The following is an 18,340-nucleotide window of genomic DNA, read 5'->3' on the forward strand; positions in this document are numbered from 1 at the left end:
GATATAGATAAAAAGTGTCTCATATCACGTTGCAACTCCTCCACTCACTTTGAGGGAGCGTTACAGTGTGACGAATGAGACACTTTTCTTCTGACTTAGAACAATCAATCTATGAAATATTGTAAATCTGTAAGCAACGATTGAATCATGATGCGTTGTTCGTCTGTCACTTCAATATATATTTGACGTTGATCTATTTGACTTCTCTTTTTATCCAAATAACCTTTATCTTTAAGCTTTTGAACCGCTTTACTTAAAAAGTACGGTTTCAAGAATGATCGTTGTGCAATGTGGCGAACTGGGATGGTATTCTCATCACTTTGTGCAACGTAGTATAAGACGCTGATTTCTTCGTAAGTGAGTTGGCGTTCTTTCTTAACTCTACGGTAGAAATCTTTAATTGTCGGTGTGATATGAATGAGCTCATCCAAGGTATATTCTTCAGTCTTAATCATGTGCATCCTCCTGCTAGTCTAGTCTCGTTGCTTTAATTTAATTATAAACTGTAATGAAAATAATTCAATATCTGAAACGTTAAATTCTCAAAATTTCTTCTTATCAGAAATTTTTACTAGTTAAATTGTCAGTGTTGTTCTACTAAGTAAAAAATCGACAATTAGCAATTAACAAAAAAACTCATTTTCAATGCTTTAACTCTCGCTTGCTTGGGAGAAACACAGAAATCTTTGATTTCGTAGTGTTTCCCCCATAAAGAGAGCTAGGATTCATAAGAGTTGAACCTCTTATGAATCCAGATCTCTACTGTGTAGGATCACATTCAACTAATTTCTGTCGCTTTCCGCGCTCCAGAAATGGATTTTTATTGCAGCCATGTTCCCTCAAGCGTCTCGAGTTAGCATTGAAAACGAATCAACCAAAAGTACTGTAATTCGTATAATATTGAATTTTAAATCTAATCATTTCTTAAAAGTAAAGATAGACAATTTCTGTTTAGAACTTGATAAGTATCATCTTCATTAATAAAGAGAACGAATGTGAGAGGGAATAATTGCATTAACTATTAGAACAAATTGAGTAGATTAAAGAACTATCGCAATACGAGTGAAAAAGAGGTAGTGCGACTATTAAGCGCAGTGACAATCTATTTATAGCTTGCAACAAGCGTTATGAATTAATTGAACGTGACCTTAATAAAGCACTTAAAAAGCCCGCAGATGAACGTTAATCATTCACCTACGAGCTCACATTTAAGACGTTATTACGTCCTTATTTTTACACAAAACTCAGTGTTCTCTTATTTATCTTTCTTGCAATTTAAAGTATCTAAGAAGCTTAATGCAGCTAGTCCGCTCACGTCCATCGCATGTTTCGCGCCTTCTTTACCGTGACCTGCTTGGAAGTGTTTGAAGATAGCGCCACCGAGCACACCTAAAGTGATAAGTGAAGCTAAACGTGAAATCTTCTTGCTTGCGAAACTGAATACGAATAATACTGAACTGATTGCTTCAGCTGCACCGATGATAGGTACCATTTTAGAAGGTAAACCAAATACATTCTCAAATGTATCTTTCATGCCTTGGTCACCTTTCAATTTAGGTTGTGAAGCGTTAAATAATTCTTTAGCTACCTTTAAGTTTGTTAAATAACGTAAAATCATTCTACATACTCTCCTTACTATTTATCCTCAAAATATTTATCTACTATAGGCTTTACCCGTTTAGCGAAAAGTTTAATACTTCGTAGCGTGCGTTCATGTGGTATCGAACCTACGGGTGTGTGCAACATAAAGCGTGAAAGTTCTAGTGTTTCTACTGTTTCAATAATCTTCTTAGCTACAGTTTCAGGACTTCCTACATAAAGTGCACCATGTGGTCCCATTTCGCGATGATAAGCATTTAAGTCGTACGCAGGCCATCCTCGTTCTTTCGCAAGTTGATCATGGCTAACTTTAACGGCGTGATAGAACTCACGCTCTGCCTCTTCATCTGTTTCGGCTACATATCCCCACGAATGTGTTGCCACTGATAGTTCATTAGGATTGTGACCGTTAGATCGAGCCATCGCACGGTACATTTCAACGTTACGAGCAAAGCGTTTAGGATCACCACCAATTATAGCATACGTAATAGGTAAACCGAGCGCACCTGCTCGTAATGATGATTCTGGCGTACCACCTGTCGCAATCCAAATCGGAAGTGATGTTTGTTCGGCTCGAGGGTATACTGCTCTGCCGTCAATCGAAGGTGTTAATCGTCCTTCCCAATGCACGATTTCATGTTGATTGATGCGTAGTAAAAGCTCTAACTTTTCCTCAAAAAGCGCCTCATAATCATTGAGTTGATAACCAAATAATGGGAAAGATTCGATAAACGAACCACGTCCAACCATGATTTCTGCCCGACCATTTGACAGTGCATCAAGCGTGGCAAATCGCTGATAAACACGCACGGGATCATCCGACGACAATACTGTCACTGCACTTGAAAGTTTGATATGTTCTGTCGTTCTTGCTGCAGCCGCAAGTACTGAAACTGGATCTGAAACAGCGTAATCTTGACGATGATGCTCGCCTAATCCATAAATATCCAACCCATATTGGTCTGCTGTTTCAATTTCTTCTACTATATTACGAATACGCTCAGCTTTACTAATGGCTGGTTGAGGGCCCTCTTCTGTTTGTATTGCTGTATTGTCAGCAAAGGAAGTTAACCCTAGCTCTATTTTCATATTTATCACTTCCATTTTTATACTCGGTATAACTTTTATACTGTAAATATAAAGCTTTCTCTTTCTAAAGTCAATATTGAAAGCTCAGCATGAGATCATTTTTTAAATTATGCCTTCTTACATATCAATGAACTTCCACTCTATAATGTCTACTCCGCCACTCAGTGTCCTGCAATATAAATATTCAGTTTTATTACAAATCTGTAATATTTCGAAATTCCTTGCTTGAAAGAGAAGTCTCATAAGTGCTTTAGCTATCGCATTTCATTAGATAAAAATATTAATGAATTGACATTGTCTTTAAAAATAAATTGTTAGAGCTAAATTACAAATCGTTAACAAACCACACAAACGCAATATTTTCTGGTAGAGTAGAACGCGTCAAAAAACTTTCACTTTGCAACTAAGTACAAATGAATTTATCGTCTGGGTTCTCGATCTTTTCAAGACGAAGATGGTAGTTCAACTTTATATAACAATACTTATTGGAATATTAGGAGGATATTTTTACAATGAAAAAAATCTCTACAGCTACAATCGCTACTGCAGGAATTGCTACATTTGCATTCGCACATAACGATGCGCATGCTGCCGAGGATCATCAAGGAGGATATAATCCTAACGACCCAACATCTTACGAGTACACATATTGGATAGATGCACAAGGCAACTACCACTACACTTGGAAAGGTAATTGGAATCCAAATCAAGTAGAAGGTCAACAATCTTACGGAAACTTTGCTAACTACGGTTACGCTAACAATAACTATTCAGGCTATACTGCTAACAATAATTCAAACTATGGTCATTACAGCAACTACAGTGCGCCATCTTACACAAGCTACCAAACTGGCGGACGTGGTGCAGCACCAACAACTTCAACTTCTAGCCACAACGTACATGTAACAACTACAGCAGCACCTTCAAGTTCTGCTAACTCTATCGTACGTACTTCTGGTTCATCTGCAAACTACTACACTGCTGGTCAATGTACATACTACGTGTTTGATCGTGTAGGTGGTAAGATCGGTTCAACTTGGGGTAACGCGAACAACTGGGCTAACGCAGCAGCAGCTTCAGGTTACACTGTAAACAACCGCCCATCAGCAGGTGCAATCATGCAATCTTCAGCAGGTGCTTACGGTCACGTAGCATACGTTGAATGCGTGAACAGCAACGGTTCAATCCGTGTATCTGAAATGAACTATGGTCACGGTCCTGGTGTTGTTACTTCACGTACAATCTCAGCTAGCCAAGCAGCAAGCTACAACTTCATTCACTAATAGAGACATTTTATTTAAGCTTTAGCCAATACTTCAGTGTTGGTTAAAGCTTTTTTATATTTTCACTCAAATATTTCTAGATATAAAAAATGTTTTCAATGCATTGTTTCTCGCTTGCCTGGGAGAAACACAGAAATCTATGATTTCGTAGTTTTTCCTCCGAAAGTTGACTAGAGTTCGAGACAGCGATAGCCATCTCGAATTCAGACAACTACTGCGCAAGGCCACGCTGCATTGAAATCTAGCCATCTTCGTAATCAAAGCACTATGAAATTCAATAAATGATCCTATACAAAAAACAGTTTTGCATTGCAAAATCGCTACAAAAACACAATACAAAACTGTCTCCAAATAGATAATAGAAGGATATTTAATTATTATCTACATGACGCGAGATGACTCGCTCTCCGTTATAGTAATACCACTACTTATATTACTATGTATCGTCATCTCAACGTCTCTACTATACTTTATCCTCTTACTACTATTTTAAACTTAAATACTGCAAATCTATTTAATTTTTTATATAACCTACACACCAGTCACTCATACCGTTAATTACCACAATTTCAATTTTGAAATTTGTCCATATTCTATAAAAAAGGATTGAAGTGAAATGCCCTCACATTTACCTCAATCCCTTATTTTAATTTCATACGTTTATGCTTCAGAACCTTGTGAAGCCTTGTCTTGTTGTTTCACTTTTTTAATACCTATACCTGTAAAGCCGTAAATTAATGCGAAGGCGATACAGAGGTAACATGGTACTGTCCAAATGAAGAATTGGTCGAATGACACACCCAATTGCTTAGTATAATAAATTCCGGATGTGCCCCACGGTATCAATGGAATAATCATCGTACCAGAATCCTCTAGTGTACGTGATAGGTTCGTACGGTCAAGATTCATTTTATTATACATATCCATCATTAAGACGCCGACCATGATGATCACGACGGAAGCCACACCTGCTGCAAGCACCATCATCAAACCGCCAATGACGGTCGCTAGGATGAGCTGACCGACAGAGTGAATGTTGCTAGAAATCTTGTGCAGAATCACATCGAGACAGCCCGAACGTTCCACGATACCTGCGAAAGCGTAACCACAGAAGATGGTAACGATGATTTCAGTCATACTCATCATGCCACCCTGCTCAATCAAGGTCGCTACCTTGCCTGATACGTGGTCGTTACTGCTTACCATACCTTTGGTAAAACCATCAAATGTCGCTTTGAAACCATCGACAATATTAAAGCCATTGTTCGCCCAACCGATGATGATTGCGCTCAAGCTTGAAATGAGCATCGCTGGAACGGTATCAAATTTAAGTAATAAGCAAGCAATAATAACGATGACCGGTACCCAAGTAAAGAAGTTGATGTGATAAATGGTACTCAGTTCATGTAGCATTTCGTTAATCTGTTTCGATCTCGCACTTCCACCGAATTGACGGCCAGCAAAGAACCACACGATAAGTCCTACGATAGATGCAGGGACTGTCGTCCATACCATCGCTTTAATGTGTGCGAAGATATTAACTTTCGTCACTAAAGCGGCTAAGTTCGTCGTATCTGAAAGCGGAGACATTTTATCCCCAAAGACCGCACCGGCAATAATCGCGCCAGCTGCCATACCTTCATGTATACCGAGTTGATGAGCAATCGCCATCAGGGCAATACCGCCAGTGGAAGCTGAGCCCCATGCGGTACCTGTCGCCACGGACGTTACTGCACAAATGACGAAGGCGGAGATGAGAAAGTAGTTAGGATTTAAAAATTCTAGCCCGTAATAGATTAAAGCAGGCACTGTACCTGAATACATCCAACTACCAACAATAATTCCCACAGATAGAATGATGAAGATCGCTGGCATCGCCGTAGCTAACCGCTTCGTAATCCCTTCTTCTAAATCTTTCCAATTCAATCCTACGCGTTTCGCGATAAATACTGCGTATGCAGATGATAATATCAATAATGCTTGTATTGGTATTTCAAACACAACGAATCCTACGATGACAATGATCACCATGACGATGATCGTGGATAATGCTTCGAGTAACGTTGGTTGTCGCTTCATACACATCCCCCTCGTATTGAATTAGTCTAAGCCAAGCTTCTCTAGTCCAAGTTCTTCTACTGTTAGTCCTTCTTCAAAGAAATCCCGTTCTAGAATCGTTGAAGCAATGACGATAATCGCATCTATATTAGGCGTAGACACCCCTATTTCACGTCCTAAACTAGACCACAGAACGAGGCCATATGCGATATCTTCAGTCAGATAACGATTCTTTACTTTATTTGGGCCCGGAATATGTGAGAAGACCGGACTCGTGTTAAACAAACGATTCAATGGTTCATCTTCATATTGTCGTTCAAGGTAACCACGTTCGATACGTGCTTCTTTCGCTGTAGACAATTCGAACCCGAGTTTACGTCCGAGTGAGAGACGTTCAAGCTCTACTGCATGAAGCAAACGTACAGTATGTTTCGTAATCCCTTCTTCATACAATCTAAATTCATCTGCGTAATCGATACGTCCAACATTAAGTAGTGTTGGCCCTGGATGCACTTCAGGGTTACCATTCTCAAGATTTGTCTTCATGAGACTTTCTTCTTTCACGATGTAAGGATAAATTGTTTCAATTTTATCAAAACTATCGCTTAAGTAATCCTTATCGTATGTTGAAAAATGAACTTTGCGCACATTTAATGAGAGATCTACGAGCGCTTTGTCAAAGTTCACGCGTGTACCATACGTGAGCGTGTTCGCTTCAGCAAACTTTGGCATCGTATCAATATGCATATCTTCAAGCACGTTGATAAAACGGATTGAACCCATAGCTGCAGCCATATTAAAGAAGATCAGCTGCTCGTTTGTGACAAACGGTGCCATCGTATAAGCATAATGTTCAATAAATGATGAAGGAATAATCACTTGAACAACTTCAGCTCCTTCAAGTACGTATTCCATGTCATCACTAATATCAGTGAACTCTACAAACTGTTCGTCTCCTTCGTTATTAAAGGTAAAGCCACCCTCTTCAAAGGCTTTATCAAATTTATGTAGCGATTGATTTCGACAGTAGAGTCTCACTTGATGTCCTTTCGTGTACATATCGAGTGCAGCAGTCACTGCCCCGTTACCAGAACCTACAATTGCAATCTTCATGTATTATTCCCTTCTTTCTTTATATATGGCAATAAAATATTTCACTATAGGTATTTACCTTTCTGACTTGAAGATTAAACCACCTATCTGATGTTGTTAAACATATGGGGTATTCTAACAACAAGTTCACCTCAACGTAAGTGCTTTCACAACATTTAACTTTCTAAATAGTTATACATAAATTCAGAGTCTTTTGGTATAGTTATAGTTACTACAACAGAAAGGATGGCAACAATGACAGAACAACAAGAAACTTCGCTTCAGAACGAGACTGATCGGAGCAAGCCTGGTCAAAGCAAGACTCAAAAACCTCAAATGCAACCTGATATTAAAGAACTACTCATAGGAGTAGACCTTTACTTATCAATTCTTGTCTTCGGCTATATTGTGATGAAGCTTTATAATAAAATGACTTATGTAGACACATCTTTAGATATGTACAAAGATTTTTTCATCAGCATTATCGTTAGTTTTTTGTCGCTTTTGGAATTTCTTTAGTGAGTTGGCTCTTTATTCGAAAGCATTCTACGTTCGTCAATCAAATTGGTAAGGCTTACTTTAATTTCTGTATCTCTATGGTTCTCTGGAACTTAATTATTATTTTAGCTTTAGGGCTAGCATTTTTAGCCGTTGGTAAAGTAATCGATACTCAAGAATTAGAGCCGAGTATCCTTTTTATCATATTCTCTGCGCCAGTTTTTATGTTGTTTTTCGTGTTTTTATTTTTGATATTTTCACTTATCGGTGCAGTCATGGCTGGTTTTGGAAAGGTATTTCAAGTGCCTATGTCTTTTAAAATACTGAGATAATATTTGAAATTCAAAAACACAGAGAGGAGAGCGTCTATGGCAAAAGTTCAAAATAACAAACAACAAGAAGAATTTGAGTTTTCAGTTCAACGTCCTACTAAAAGCGAGAAGTTCATAGCTCTAATATTTTATCTGCCTACTCTCTTAGTCCCTCTTGATTTCTTCGGCTTGGTTAACATGAATTATATATTACCTCAACTAAATAACCTTGGCGATTGGGTAATAATAGCTATATTTATAATATGGATAGCCTTACCTTATATCATAGCGATTGTAATTTGGTTCGTTATACGAAAGCGGTCAACCTTTATTAATGAAGTGGGTAAAGCTGCATTTAATTTCGGTTTTTCTTTTTTATTTTGGTTAACCATAATGATTTTATCGATATTTGCAGTTATGGTGATACTTAATAGAAATTATCATGCTGATGCAAACTTGCTTAGTATATTGATAGGCATACTGTTCTTGTTCTTTGTTCTTCCCTTTTGTTTACTTATCATATTTGGAATGACTATTGCTGGTATAATAATGACCCTTCAAGGTATAGTTCCAAAGTTCCCTTTACTCTTTAAATTTTTTAAATATAAGAACTAAACTTCTTAATTCACTCAATCTTTTACGCGTTTCGCTACATTCAAACGCTCAAGATTGAGTTTTTCATTTTATCCAAAAGGGTTAAATTGCAGTTTGCATAGGAATTTGAGAAAATAGCAAAGTTGGAAGAAGGAGGTAATTAAGATGCAATGGTTAAAAGTCTTTCTAGCTGGTCTCATCGAAATCATGTGGGTCACTAGTATGAATCATGCACATAATATACCAACGTGGATTGTAACGCTCATCTTAATTGCGTTAAGTTTCTATCTTATACTTTCAGCAAGTAAACACTTGCCTGTCGGTACTGCTTATACCGTCTTTGTGGGTATGGGCGCAATTGGTACAGTACTAGTCGACATTTTTATTCATGGCGATACCTTAAGTTTCAGTAAGGTCGTCCTTCTCATCTTACTCATCGTCGGCATATTAGGTCTTCAAATGACGACAGAACAGGAGGAATCATAATGGCTTGGATTTATTTAATGATTGCTGGTGTGTTCGAGATTATCGGTGTGGTTATTCTCAACGAAATCAACCGCACTAAGAAACAATCTTTAATCATCTTATTAGGTCTGGCCTTCATCTGTAGTTTCCTCATACTCAAGTTAGCGATGTATGATATCCCAATGGGTACAGCTTATGCGATTTGGACAGGTATCGGTACATGTGGCGGTGCGATTATCGGTATGCTCTTTTATAACGAATCACGCAGCGCGAAACGCATTTCCTTTATTGCTTTAATCATTGTAGCGGTTATAGGTTTAAAGCTCATTAATTAATGATAAATATATAGTAGAAGGCTTATTTTTTAGACTTTTCATCTACTCATGGTAAAAGTCAGTAGTGTAAACATCCGCTAGAGTCATTTTAAAATGAGCTAAAGTTAAAATGCATAAGAAAATCAACCCTGCATCACACGCGTTGAACTATGACTACCAACTAAATGCATTACTATAATTACGCTACAAAATATATTTCTAAACCAAAAACGCTGTGAAACAATATAGATTTATTTGTTTAATCAACAGGGTTTCGGTATACTTAACGGTAAAGGAAGTGATTATAATGGTAAAAGTATATATCGCAGGAGCCATTCCTCAAGAAGGCTTAGATCTTCTCCAAGACCAAGGGTATGAGGTCGATGTTTACGATGGAGAAGGTATCATTGATAAAGAGACGTTGAAAGAAGGCGTGAAAGACGCTGATATCTTAATCAGTTTATTGTCTACCAATGTAGATAAAGAAGTCATTGATGCAGGTAGTAACTTGAAGATTATCACTAACTATGGTGCCGGCTTTAACAACGTTGATGTAGATTATGCACGTGAAAAAGATATCGACGTTACCAATACGCCGAAAGCATCTACGGCTGCAACTGCTGAATTAACATTCGCACTTGTTCTAGCTTCAGCACGTCGTATTGTTGAAGGTGACCAATTATGCCGTACGAAAGGTTTCGACGGTTGGGCACCCCTATTCTTCCGAGGACGTGAAGTTTCAGGTAAGACAATTGGTATTGTAGGTTTAGGTGAAATCGGTGGTGCTGTTGCCAAACGTGCGAAAGCATTCGATATGAATATTCTTTACACTGGTCCACATCAAAAACCTGAAAAAGAACGTGAAATTGGTGCGAAATATGTAGACTTTGATACGCTCATCGAAAAATCTGATTTCGTGACAATCAATACAGCTTACAAACCAGAATTACACCATAGTTTCGATACAGAACAATTCAAGAAAATGAAATCTACAAGTTACCTCATTAACGCAGCACGTGGTCCTATCGTTAACGAACAAGCATTAGTAGATGCATTAAAAGCGAAAGAAATCGAAGGTGCTGCACTAGACGTGTTCGAATTCGAACCAGAAATCAATGACGAACTTAAATCACTTGATAACGTGGTCATTACACCGCATATCGGTAACGCGACATTCGAAGCACGTGATATGATGGCACGAATCGTTGCTAACGATGCGATTAGTAAGATGAATGGTGAAGAACCGAAATACGTAGTAAATAAATAATTGATTTCAAACGCTATTGAAATGATAAAAGACAGGTAAGGCGCAAATTCCTTACCTGTCTTTTTGTATCTTTATTTCGCTTTACTTTTATACAAGAACTTCGTCTGACGTGCACCATAGGAATTTGGTAACAACTTCGCGATAAAGTTACGCACGGCTACCACGAACGGATTGGTATGCTGCGCGAGTTTACCAATCTTTCTAGAACGCTTAATTACTTTCGCAGTATGACCCACGCGCAACTTGTTATACCGCTTTAAGCTCTCATTAAAGTCATAGTGTTTAAAGCAGTTCGTTAACACGATCGCATCTTCCATCGCTTGACCTGCACCCTGTCCCATATTAGGCGTCGTCGCGTGTGCTGCGTCACCGAGCAAGATCGTACGTTGATAGACGAAATCGTTCAACGGTTTCAAATCGTACATATCGTGTTGTAAGATGCCAGTTTCACTTTGTTTATCTAACACTTGGCGTACTTCATCTGGATAATGGTTAAAACGCGCTTGTAAATGTGGCTTTCCATAAGCACTCAACGCCACGTCGCGCTCTTTCGCATTGATCGAAATGAACCAATATGCTTGGTTATTTAGGAGAGGAACGATGCCTACGCGCCCTTTTGTACCCCAATATTCGCGTGCAATATGCGTATCCTCAAGTTGAACATCTTCAACCATGCCGCGGAACACAGTATAACCTTGGTAGTTCAGTTTCGCTTTCGGTGCGACTGTCTCACGAATGATGGAATGAATTCCATCTGCACCAATGCATAAATCGAACGTTTCTGGTTCTTGATTCGCAAAATGAAGCGTCACTTTCATATCGCTATTCTCCATTTTAGTAACACGGTGATTTGTATATATAGCGTGATCTGGTACGTATGAAGCAATCACATCGATAAGTGTTTGTCGCTTTAATGTGAGATTGACGCTATTCTTTTTCAACTCTACTGTAGAAAGTGGATGTTGTGCTTCATCGTAAATCGCCATTTGTTTAATAATTTGTCCCGCATTTTTAATCCCTTTAGCTAAATCATGATTGCCTAATTTATCTAAGACATTGTCACCTATACCGATACCGGCACCTAGCTCTTTGATTTCAGGCTCTTTCTCAAATACTTTAACCTCATGTCCTTGTTCATGAAACAGTGCTGCTGCAGTGAGGCCACCGATACCGGCGCCAACAATACCAATTTTCATATTCCAAACACCTCAATTAATATGTTCACTCACATTCTATCACAATCGCTCGCACAATTAGAGAGGGCAAAGCTATTTCGATTCACTATCTGCTGTAGCAACGCCCTCTCTGCTATATCACTTATTACTTTTTATAGTAATCTTTATGAATATGATCTTTCTTTATCCCATATTTATCATAATATCTCGCCATCAACTGAGCAATGTTATCATCCCAACCAATATCACTGGCATACTGATTTGTACCAGGATTCTGAGGGTTCCAACGCATCTGATAGAGAGACATTTGATGATGTTTAAAGTAATTGTAGCGAACGAAACGTGCACCACCAATAATCGCTTTACGTGGGGAAGTCCACTTCTCTTTCTTCGCATAACTATTACCATGCTTTAACGCATTCGCATCGAAAGCACCGATACCGAAGAAATTATAGTAACGTTTATGGCCTGACTTAAGTCCATGTGCAAGTTCAGATTGCCCGTTACCTGTTTCCACCAACGCGTGACTCACTAAATAAAGTGCGTTGACTTCGTATTTATCTTGCGCATCTAAGAAGGCTTGACCTTCCCCCTCTAGAACACCTTTACCTTTCAGTAGACGATTAACTTCACTTTTACTCAGAAGCACCTTCTCAGAGATATCCATGTGCTTTAGATTATGATGCTGACTATCTACGGCCATCGCTTCTTCAACATCTTTCTTAGATGCATTCACGAAGCGACCGTCTTTCTCTTTCGTATTAATCACACCGTCACTTGTCTGCTTCTCTACCGCTTCGTCAAAGGTATGCGTCTTACGGTGCTCAAACAACGATGTATCATAGATTACGAACAGTATCGCAAAGATGACGAGTAACCCTGCGGCAACGAGAAGTGTAGCTCGTTTCTTTATCCATTCCATATTAACTCGCGCTCCTCTTCCCTTACTCTATTTCAGTACGAAGAATGCGACCATAATCGCAATCAACACAATCGCAAATGAAATATTGATGACGACCTTCATACCTGTACGATGTCTAAAGAAGACATTAAACATCACTAAACTAATCGCCAATGAGACGACGAACATCGTGATGGCCATAACGAGATTCTTCATGACGAGTAAGATGATGCCGATAACGAGAAAGATATTAGAAATAATCGACAGTACTTTCATCATTTGTGGATTGATAGGTCTTCCCTCCCATTTCTACATTGATTATATTACTCAAATTGTACCATATCTCCTAACCTCACGACGACGTTTATTCCTCACTGTAGTAAAAGACTTGTCCAACGTCGACATATAGAAAAGCTATCGACAAGATGGTCCCTGCCGACAGCTTTCTACTAAATAGTATTGATTTTACTTAGCCCAATATTATATGAGCGCTTCTTATTCTATAGTGCAGTCACGTCCGCGACTTATTCTTCGCGCGACATACCTTTTAATAAGTTCAACATGTAAGTTAAGCCACGGTTAATTTCATCATCACGCAACACTTTGAAAAGTCCAGTGATTGATGTCTTCTGATTAGGGTTAGCTGAGTTCGCCACACGTAACCCTCTGTTCACTTTATTAAGCACATGACTCAAATCGTTCACATCTAAGTCACCAAGTAAGAAGACTAGTGATGCCATGTTTGAAATTAAACCTGTATATTGTTCTTTATTTAACTCAGTCGCAAATTTATTCGCAATGACACCGCGACCTTTGACCATGCCAGATAAAGCATCTAAGATCTTCGCATCATCGAGCGCACTCACGAGATTAATCGCTTTAAGAATGCTTTCTTTATTCTCGGAAATCGCTGATGTCACTTCTTCTAAGTTCTCTTGTTTCACTTGTTCTTTCGGTTTCTCAACACGTCTAATTTTAGTAATACGTTCTGCCATTATTGATCCACCTGACTTCCTGGGAATACGTAATCTTCACGATTCCATTTATTTTGCACTTGAACACTGTATTGTGGTTTGCGTTGTTTATTGACACGGAAGTTAGTTGGGTTCAATGGTGACTTACCTTTACGTGTCTTAATTTCCATACGACAGCTTGTACGTTTGTAAGATGGTGTATCTGTATCTTTATCAACGTCACTGTTTGTCAATGCGTTAATCGCATTAATATCACCGTTTAACATCGCATTATTGTTCAACGGAATGTAAATTTGCTTACCTTTTACGCGATCAGTAATATGCACGACAAGTTCAGCTTCACCCGCATCAGAAATCAATTTGACCTCTGCACCTTCGTGTAAGCCACGGTCTTCAGCGAGTTCAGGAGATACTTCGACGAATGCGTTTGGCATCTTGTACTCTAAACCTTTCACGCGGTAAGTCATGTTACCTTCGTGGAAGTGTTCAAGAAGACGACCGTTGTTAACGTGTAAGTCGTATTCTTCACTTTCTTTATAGAAGTTGTCGAATGTTAATGGGAAGAACTTCGCTTTCTTGTTCTCGAAGTTGAATCCATTCATATAAAGCGTTGGCTCGTCAGTACCATCTTCAGCTACTGGCCATTGTAAACTGTTGTAGCCTTCGAGGCGTTCGTAGTTCACACCAGCGTATAGTGGTGTTAAACGTGCGATTTCATCCATGATTTGAGATGGGTGAGTGTAACCCCAATCGTAGCCCATTTCTTTCGCAATCGCTTGGATGATTTGCCAGTCAGGAAGTGAGTCTCCCTTAGGTTCAAGTCCTTGATAGATACGTTGGATACGACGTTCAGTATTAGTAAAAGTACCTGTCTTCTCTAACGCTGGACTTGCTGGTAATACAACATCCGCATATGTTGCTGTGAAAGTGAAGAAAGCATCTTGTACGACTAAGAAGTCTACTTTTTCTAAAGCAGCTTGAACAAAGTTAATGTTAGAGTCTACGATACCTGTATCTTCACCGTAAAGATATAAGGCATGGATTTCGTCGTTATGAATACCTTCCATCATTTGGTGGTTGTCACGACCTGGCTCTGCAGGAATTTCTACGCCGTACTCGCGTTCGAACTTCGCACGAACCACGTCATCGTCCACTTTCTGATAACCAGGGAATTGGTCAGGCATACTCCCCATATCACTACAGCCTTGAACGTTGTTGTGACCACGTAATGGGTAAGCGCCTGTACCTGGACGACGATAGTTACCTGTAGTTAAGAGTAAGTTTGAAATTGCAGTAGATGTATCACTACCGATGTCTTGTTGTGTTACACCCATTGCCCAGCAAATCGATACAGATTCAGCCGCAATGACTTGTTCTGCAAAGTCGATTAAATCTTCTTTCGGAATGCCTGTTGTTTCTTCGGCAAATTCCATAGTGAAGTCTTCTAATGATTTGTAGTACTCATCGAAGTCGTCTACCCATTCATCGATAAACGCTTTGTCATGTTTATCTTGATCGATGATGTATTTCGTAACTGCAGATAACCATACAAGGTCAGTACCTGGTTTCGGTTGATAGAAGTTATCTGCACGTTGCGCCATTTCGTGTTTACGGATATCGAAGACGTTCAACGTGTTGTTAAATAACTTCTGACCACGTTTGATCTTAGAAGCGATAACTGGGTGTGCTTCTGCTGTATTTGTACCGATGAGCACAACCATGCTCGCACGCGCTAAGTCTGAGATTGAACCAGAGTCCCCACCGTGACCTACTGTACGGAAGAGCCCTTTCGTCGCAGGCGCTTGGCAATAACGTGAACAGTTGTCGACGTTATTCGTACCTACAACTTGGCGTGCTAACTTCTGCATTAAATATGATTCTTCGTTTGTCGCTTTAGAAGAAGAAATGAATGATAAGTGACTTGCGCCTTTTTCATTCTTAATCTTAGTGAAATTATCACTGATGACTTTAAGTGCTTCGTCCCACTCAACTTCAACAAATTCGTCACCTTTACGTACAAGTGGTTTCGTCAAGCGATCTTCAGAGTCTGTGTAATCCCAACCGAACTTACCTTTAACACAAGATGAAATTTGGTTCGCAGGAGATTCGTGTTGAGGTTGCACTTTAAGGACTTCGCGACCTTTCGTCCAAACGTCAAATGAGCAGCCTACACCGCAGTATGTACATACTGTCTTCGTCTTCTTGATACGTTCTTCACGCATCGCTGCTTCTGAGTCTGAAACTGCGAATAATGGACCATAGCCTGGTTCTGCCTTTTTAGTTAAATCAATCATAGCTGCTAATGAGCCTGGTTCTAAATCTGTCATGTAACCTGCGTTACCTTCCATGTTCACTTCCATCATCGCGTTACATGGACAAACTGTCGCACATTGACCACAGCCCACACAAGATGAGTCGTTAATTGAAACATCATTATCCCAAATTACACGTGGTTGTTGTCTTTCCCAGTCAATCGTTAACGTTTCATTAACTTGAACGTCCTGACACACCTCTACACAACGTCCACAAAGGATACATTGGTTAGGATCATAACGGTAGAATGGGCCGTAATCTTTCTCATATGGTTTCTCTTTGTACTCGTATGTTTGATGCTCAAGACCCCATTGGTCCATCGTATTATGTATTTCACAGTCGCCGTTATTATAGTCACATACTGTACAATACAATTGGTGTTTTTCTAAAATGCGATCGAGTGCTTCCTTTTGACTTGTTTGTACACGATCGTTCTGAGTATTGACCACCATTGGACGATCCACGATAGTGCTACACGCACGTTGAATTTCTCCATCAATTTCAACTGTACACGTATCACACGTTTGGATTGGTCCCAATGATTCGTTATAACAAATCGAAGGCACAAACGTGTTCTGCGATTTGATGAATTCTAATAAGTTTGTTCCAGGTTCCACAAGATAATCTTTGCCGTCTAAAGTGACAATCAAATGCTCTTGCATGCAATTCACCCCTAATATATATTAATACCCGTGTTATATCTGCTAAGCGTTGTCGATTCTCTTTTTAACAATGCCCACACATGTATAAAAACAGAATGCCTTGAGTATATTCTATACTCATATATGTAAAATGTTAAGTGTTTACACACGGTTTTATTAATAAATTTTAATTAAGCAAACTTGGCTATATCTTGCGCGACATAAATGATTATCATTATCAAATACAAAGGGTCAGCGAACTTATTTAATCAGGTTAAAAAAACTATATTTCATATGTCTTCACTTTCTTATAACATCTTAATAATGTATACACTATAGAACTTTTCTTCCTAAAAGAAGAAGTCGATGTACCACCATCTAGCAACTCTTCTCAAAGCAAAAGACCACCTCCCTCGTAATGAGAGAGATGGTCAGCGTATTAAACTAATTTAAATTAGATGTTATTGCTTGAGAATTCTCTTGAAGTGAACTATCACTTGGGTGGAAGTAGTACAAGCCATCATCTTCAATACCACCAGAACCTTCGAGTTGGTGACGGTGAACAGTTTCATTTGCATCTTTATAATGACTACGTACTTTGTTTAAGTCGCTTAAAGATAAGTCTGTCTTCACATTCTCTTTCGCATGATTCATCAATGAATTGAAATGAGTGAGTGAACGCACGCTAGATAACTTATTTGCTAAGCCTTGAATGACAAGTTGTTGACGTTCTTGTCGACCAAAGTCTCCGCCTGCACCTTGTTCTTTACGACTGCGAATAAATGCCATCGCTTGCTTACCATCAAGATGCGTCTTTTCACCTTTCGTAAATGATTGACCATCATAAGAGAATGTCGCGTTACTTACGACATCGATGCCGCCTACTGTATCAATCATATCTTTCATACCATCCATATCAATCGTTGCATAGTGATCAATCGGAACGTTCAATAATTTTTCTAAAGATTTCACTGCCATATCTGGGCCGCCGTATGCATATGCATGGTTAATCTTCTCAGTGGAATCCTTGCCCACAATCTCAGCTTTTGTATCACGCGGGATACTCAATATTTCAGTCGTCTTCTTCTCAGGATTGATTGAAAGTACCATAATCGTATCGGTACGTTGACCGCCACCATTGGCTGAACGTTTCGCATCTGAATCTACACCAAAGAGCGCAATGGTAAAAGGGTCACCTTTCCCTAGATCAACTTTATCACTTCGTAGTGACGATTTATCACGATTCAAAGGATCGTGAATTGACCCTCCAACCGCAAAGACTTTGTATCCGATATACAAAGCGAAGAGCACCAGTGCGAGTACGATAATCCCTACAATCCAAAGTAATACTTTACCGGGCCCACCTGATTTTTTCTGTCCATAGTAATCTGAGCGTTTCACTCACATCACTTCCTATCTTATTTAATTTTCATTCTTAATGATTGCTCACTTTTCTATTTGTTCCTTCATCTTATTTGTCGTTCGCTTTCTTTGTTCATTAAAAGCATGTGAGCCACACCGAAATGTAGTACTACTCTCAAAGCGCATTTTTTAAGTAGCGATTTTGCTACACTGAAATAAGAACTGAACAATGAAGCACGACAAAGGAGTCAAGCTATTATCCTCTACTAACCATTTAGACTGTTAAGTGACAGCTTGAGGCGCGGAGTGAATCATTGAGAAGTAGCGATTTTACTACATGTAAATGAGCAATGAACAATGATTCACGACAAAGCAGTCAAGCTATTAATTAACAGTATAAACTT

The 18,340-nt window shown here is 39.1% G+C and carries 18 protein-coding genes; 7 read left to right on the top strand and 11 right to left on the bottom strand.

Annotated features, from left to right (window positions below; all coding sequences use genetic code 11):
• Positions 1-104: 104 nt before the first annotated feature.
• The 3 genes from HMPREF2802_RS02675 to HMPREF2802_RS02685 all read right to left on the bottom strand — a co-directional run bounded on the left by HMPREF2802_RS02675 (position 105) and on the right by HMPREF2802_RS02685 (position 2,688).
• Positions 105-455, bottom strand: a complete 351-nt coding sequence (locus HMPREF2802_RS02675) for a transcriptional regulator, SarA/Rot family (protein WP_049407589.1) — start codon at positions 453-455, stop codon at positions 105-107.
• Between the two features lie 800 nt (positions 456-1,255).
• Positions 1,256-1,618, bottom strand: coding sequence for a DoxX family protein (locus HMPREF2802_RS02680; RefSeq protein WP_002471336.1), 363 nt, complete (start codon positions 1,616-1,618; stop codon positions 1,256-1,258).
• A 17-nt stretch (positions 1,619-1,635) separates the two neighbouring features.
• Positions 1,636-2,688, bottom strand: a complete 1,053-nt coding sequence (locus tag HMPREF2802_RS02685) for an LLM class flavin-dependent oxidoreductase (protein WP_070502668.1) — start codon at positions 2,686-2,688, stop codon at positions 1,636-1,638.
• A gap of 512 nt (positions 2,689-3,200) precedes the next feature.
• On the opposite strand from HMPREF2802_RS02685, the gene HMPREF2802_RS02690 reads away from it, so the two are divergent.
• The gene (locus HMPREF2802_RS02690; RefSeq protein WP_070502669.1) at positions 3,201-3,971 is read left to right on the top strand and encodes a CHAP domain-containing protein; all 771 of its coding nucleotides are present in this window, start codon (positions 3,201-3,203) and stop codon (positions 3,969-3,971) included.
• 660 nt (positions 3,972-4,631) lie between these two features.
• On the opposite strand, the gene nhaC is transcribed toward HMPREF2802_RS02690, so the two are convergent.
• A complete protein-coding gene (gene nhaC, locus HMPREF2802_RS02695) occupies positions 4,632-6,050 on the bottom strand; it encodes a Na+/H+ antiporter NhaC (RefSeq protein WP_070502670.1) in 1,419 nt (472 codons plus the stop codon).
• Between the two features lie 21 nt (positions 6,051-6,071).
• Positions 6,072-7,142, bottom strand: a complete 1,071-nt coding sequence (locus tag HMPREF2802_RS02700) for an NAD/NADP octopine/nopaline dehydrogenase family protein (RefSeq protein WP_049407578.1) — start codon at positions 7,140-7,142, stop codon at positions 6,072-6,074.
• 234 nt (positions 7,143-7,376) lie between these two features.
• On the opposite strand from HMPREF2802_RS02700, the gene HMPREF2802_RS02705 reads away from it, so the two are divergent.
• From HMPREF2802_RS02705 to HMPREF2802_RS02730, 6 genes are all read left to right on the top strand, one after another.
• Positions 7,377-7,640 carry a hypothetical protein gene (locus tag HMPREF2802_RS02705; protein ID WP_070502671.1) on the top strand — a complete coding sequence of 88 codons (264 nt, stop codon included), beginning with the start codon at positions 7,377-7,379 and terminating at the stop codon, positions 7,638-7,640.
• Positions 7,640-7,951, top strand: coding sequence for a magnetosome magnetite crystal formation protein family (locus tag HMPREF2802_RS12445; RefSeq protein ID WP_070502672.1), 312 nt, complete (start codon positions 7,640-7,642; stop codon positions 7,949-7,951). Before HMPREF2802_RS02705 ends, HMPREF2802_RS12445 begins: the two co-directional genes overlap by 1 nt.
• Before the next feature lie 36 nt (positions 7,952-7,987).
• A complete protein-coding gene (locus tag HMPREF2802_RS02715) occupies positions 7,988-8,545 on the top strand; it encodes a DUF4870 domain-containing protein (protein WP_070502673.1) in 558 nt (185 codons plus the stop codon).
• Positions 8,546-8,689: 144 nt separating this feature from the next.
• Complete coding sequence (locus tag HMPREF2802_RS02720; protein ID WP_002471344.1) at positions 8,690-9,010, top strand: DMT family transporter; 321 nt, start codon at positions 8,690-8,692, stop codon at positions 9,008-9,010.
• Positions 9,010-9,324 (top strand): DMT family transporter, encoded by a 315-nt coding sequence (locus tag HMPREF2802_RS02725; RefSeq protein ID WP_070502674.1) that lies wholly within the window; start codon positions 9,010-9,012, stop codon positions 9,322-9,324. The genes HMPREF2802_RS02720 and HMPREF2802_RS02725 overlap by 1 nt, the downstream gene beginning before the upstream one ends.
• Positions 9,325-9,610: 286 nt before the next feature.
• Positions 9,611-10,570, top strand: a complete 960-nt coding sequence (locus tag HMPREF2802_RS02730) for a 2-hydroxyacid dehydrogenase family protein (protein ID WP_070502675.1) — start codon at positions 9,611-9,613, stop codon at positions 10,568-10,570.
• Positions 10,571-10,641: 71 nt separating this feature from the next.
• Here the strand turns inward: HMPREF2802_RS02730 and HMPREF2802_RS02735 are convergent, their stop codons facing one another.
• The 6 genes from HMPREF2802_RS02735 to HMPREF2802_RS02760 all read right to left on the bottom strand — a co-directional run bounded on the left by HMPREF2802_RS02735 (position 10,642) and on the right by HMPREF2802_RS02760 (position 17,975).
• Positions 10,642-11,766, bottom strand: coding sequence for an FAD-dependent monooxygenase (locus HMPREF2802_RS02735; RefSeq protein ID WP_002471373.1), 1,125 nt, complete (start codon positions 11,764-11,766; stop codon positions 10,642-10,644).
• A gap of 124 nt (positions 11,767-11,890) precedes the next feature.
• Entirely contained in the window at positions 11,891-12,667 is a 777-nt protein-coding gene (locus tag HMPREF2802_RS02740; RefSeq protein ID WP_070502676.1) for an N-acetylglucosaminidase, read from the bottom strand.
• A 27-nt stretch (positions 12,668-12,694) separates the two neighbouring features.
• Positions 12,695-12,925, bottom strand: coding sequence for a hypothetical protein (locus HMPREF2802_RS02745; RefSeq protein WP_002471329.1), 231 nt, complete (start codon positions 12,923-12,925; stop codon positions 12,695-12,697).
• Positions 12,926-13,170: 245 nt separating this feature from the next.
• Positions 13,171-13,641, bottom strand: coding sequence for a helical membrane plugin domain-containing protein (locus HMPREF2802_RS02750; RefSeq protein ID WP_002471346.1), 471 nt, complete (start codon positions 13,639-13,641; stop codon positions 13,171-13,173).
• Positions 13,641-16,595, bottom strand: coding sequence for a formate dehydrogenase subunit alpha (gene fdhF, locus HMPREF2802_RS02755; RefSeq protein WP_002471270.1), 2,955 nt, complete (start codon positions 16,593-16,595; stop codon positions 13,641-13,643). The genes HMPREF2802_RS02750 and fdhF overlap by 1 nt, the downstream gene beginning before the upstream one ends.
• 423 nt (positions 16,596-17,018) lie before the next feature.
• Positions 17,019-17,975 carry an LCP family glycopolymer transferase gene (locus HMPREF2802_RS02760; RefSeq protein WP_070502677.1) on the bottom strand — a complete coding sequence of 319 codons (957 nt, stop codon included), beginning with the start codon at positions 17,973-17,975 and terminating at the stop codon, positions 17,019-17,021.
• Positions 17,976-18,340: the final 365 nt, after the last annotated feature.

This window comes from Staphylococcus sp. HMSC071G07 (assembly GCF_001811435.1).
GTDB classification, from domain to species: domain Bacteria; phylum Bacillota; class Bacilli; order Staphylococcales; family Staphylococcaceae; genus Staphylococcus; species Staphylococcus pettenkoferi.

Bases quoted from the DNA above. Each gene is read 5' to 3' on its own strand.
- HMPREF2802_RS02705 (WP_070502671.1), top strand. From the start codon at position 7,377: ATGACAGAACAACAAGAAACTTCGCTTCAGAACGAGACTGATCGGAGC.
- HMPREF2802_RS02730 (WP_070502675.1), top strand. From the start codon at position 9,611: ATGGTAAAAGTATATATCGCAGGAGCCATTCCTCAAGAAGGCTTAGAT.
- HMPREF2802_RS02740 (WP_070502676.1), bottom strand. From the start codon at position 12,667: ATGGAATGGATAAAGAAACGAGCTACACTTCTCGTTGCCGCAGGGTTA.
- HMPREF2802_RS02715 (WP_070502673.1), top strand. From the start codon at position 7,988: ATGGCAAAAGTTCAAAATAACAAACAACAAGAAGAATTTGAGTTTTCA.
- HMPREF2802_RS02745 (WP_002471329.1), bottom strand. From the start codon at position 12,925: ATGATGAAAGTACTGTCGATTATTTCTAATATCTTTCTCGTTATCGGC.
- HMPREF2802_RS02700 (WP_049407578.1), bottom strand. From the start codon at position 7,142: ATGAAGATTGCAATTGTAGGTTCTGGTAACGGGGCAGTGACTGCTGCA.
- HMPREF2802_RS02690 (WP_070502669.1), top strand. From the start codon at position 3,201: ATGAAAAAAATCTCTACAGCTACAATCGCTACTGCAGGAATTGCTACA.
- fdhF (WP_002471270.1), bottom strand. From the start codon at position 16,595: ATGCAAGAGCATTTGATTGTCACTTTAGACGGCAAAGATTATCTTGTG.
- HMPREF2802_RS02680 (WP_002471336.1), bottom strand. From the start codon at position 1,618: ATGATTTTACGTTATTTAACAAACTTAAAGGTAGCTAAAGAATTATTT.
- HMPREF2802_RS02685 (WP_070502668.1), bottom strand. From the start codon at position 2,688: ATGAAAATAGAGCTAGGGTTAACTTCCTTTGCTGACAATACAGCAATA.
- HMPREF2802_RS02720 (WP_002471344.1), top strand. From the start codon at position 8,690: ATGCAATGGTTAAAAGTCTTTCTAGCTGGTCTCATCGAAATCATGTGG.
- HMPREF2802_RS02735 (WP_002471373.1), bottom strand. From the start codon at position 11,766: ATGAAAATTGGTATTGTTGGCGCCGGTATCGGTGGCCTCACTGCAGCA.
- HMPREF2802_RS02675 (WP_049407589.1), bottom strand. From the start codon at position 455: ATGATTAAGACTGAAGAATATACCTTGGATGAGCTCATTCATATCACA.
- HMPREF2802_RS02750 (WP_002471346.1), bottom strand. From the start codon at position 13,641: ATGGCAGAACGTATTACTAAAATTAGACGTGTTGAGAAACCGAAAGAA.
- nhaC (WP_070502670.1), bottom strand. From the start codon at position 6,050: ATGAAGCGACAACCAACGTTACTCGAAGCATTATCCACGATCATCGTC.
- HMPREF2802_RS02725 (WP_070502674.1), top strand. From the start codon at position 9,010: ATGGCTTGGATTTATTTAATGATTGCTGGTGTGTTCGAGATTATCGGT.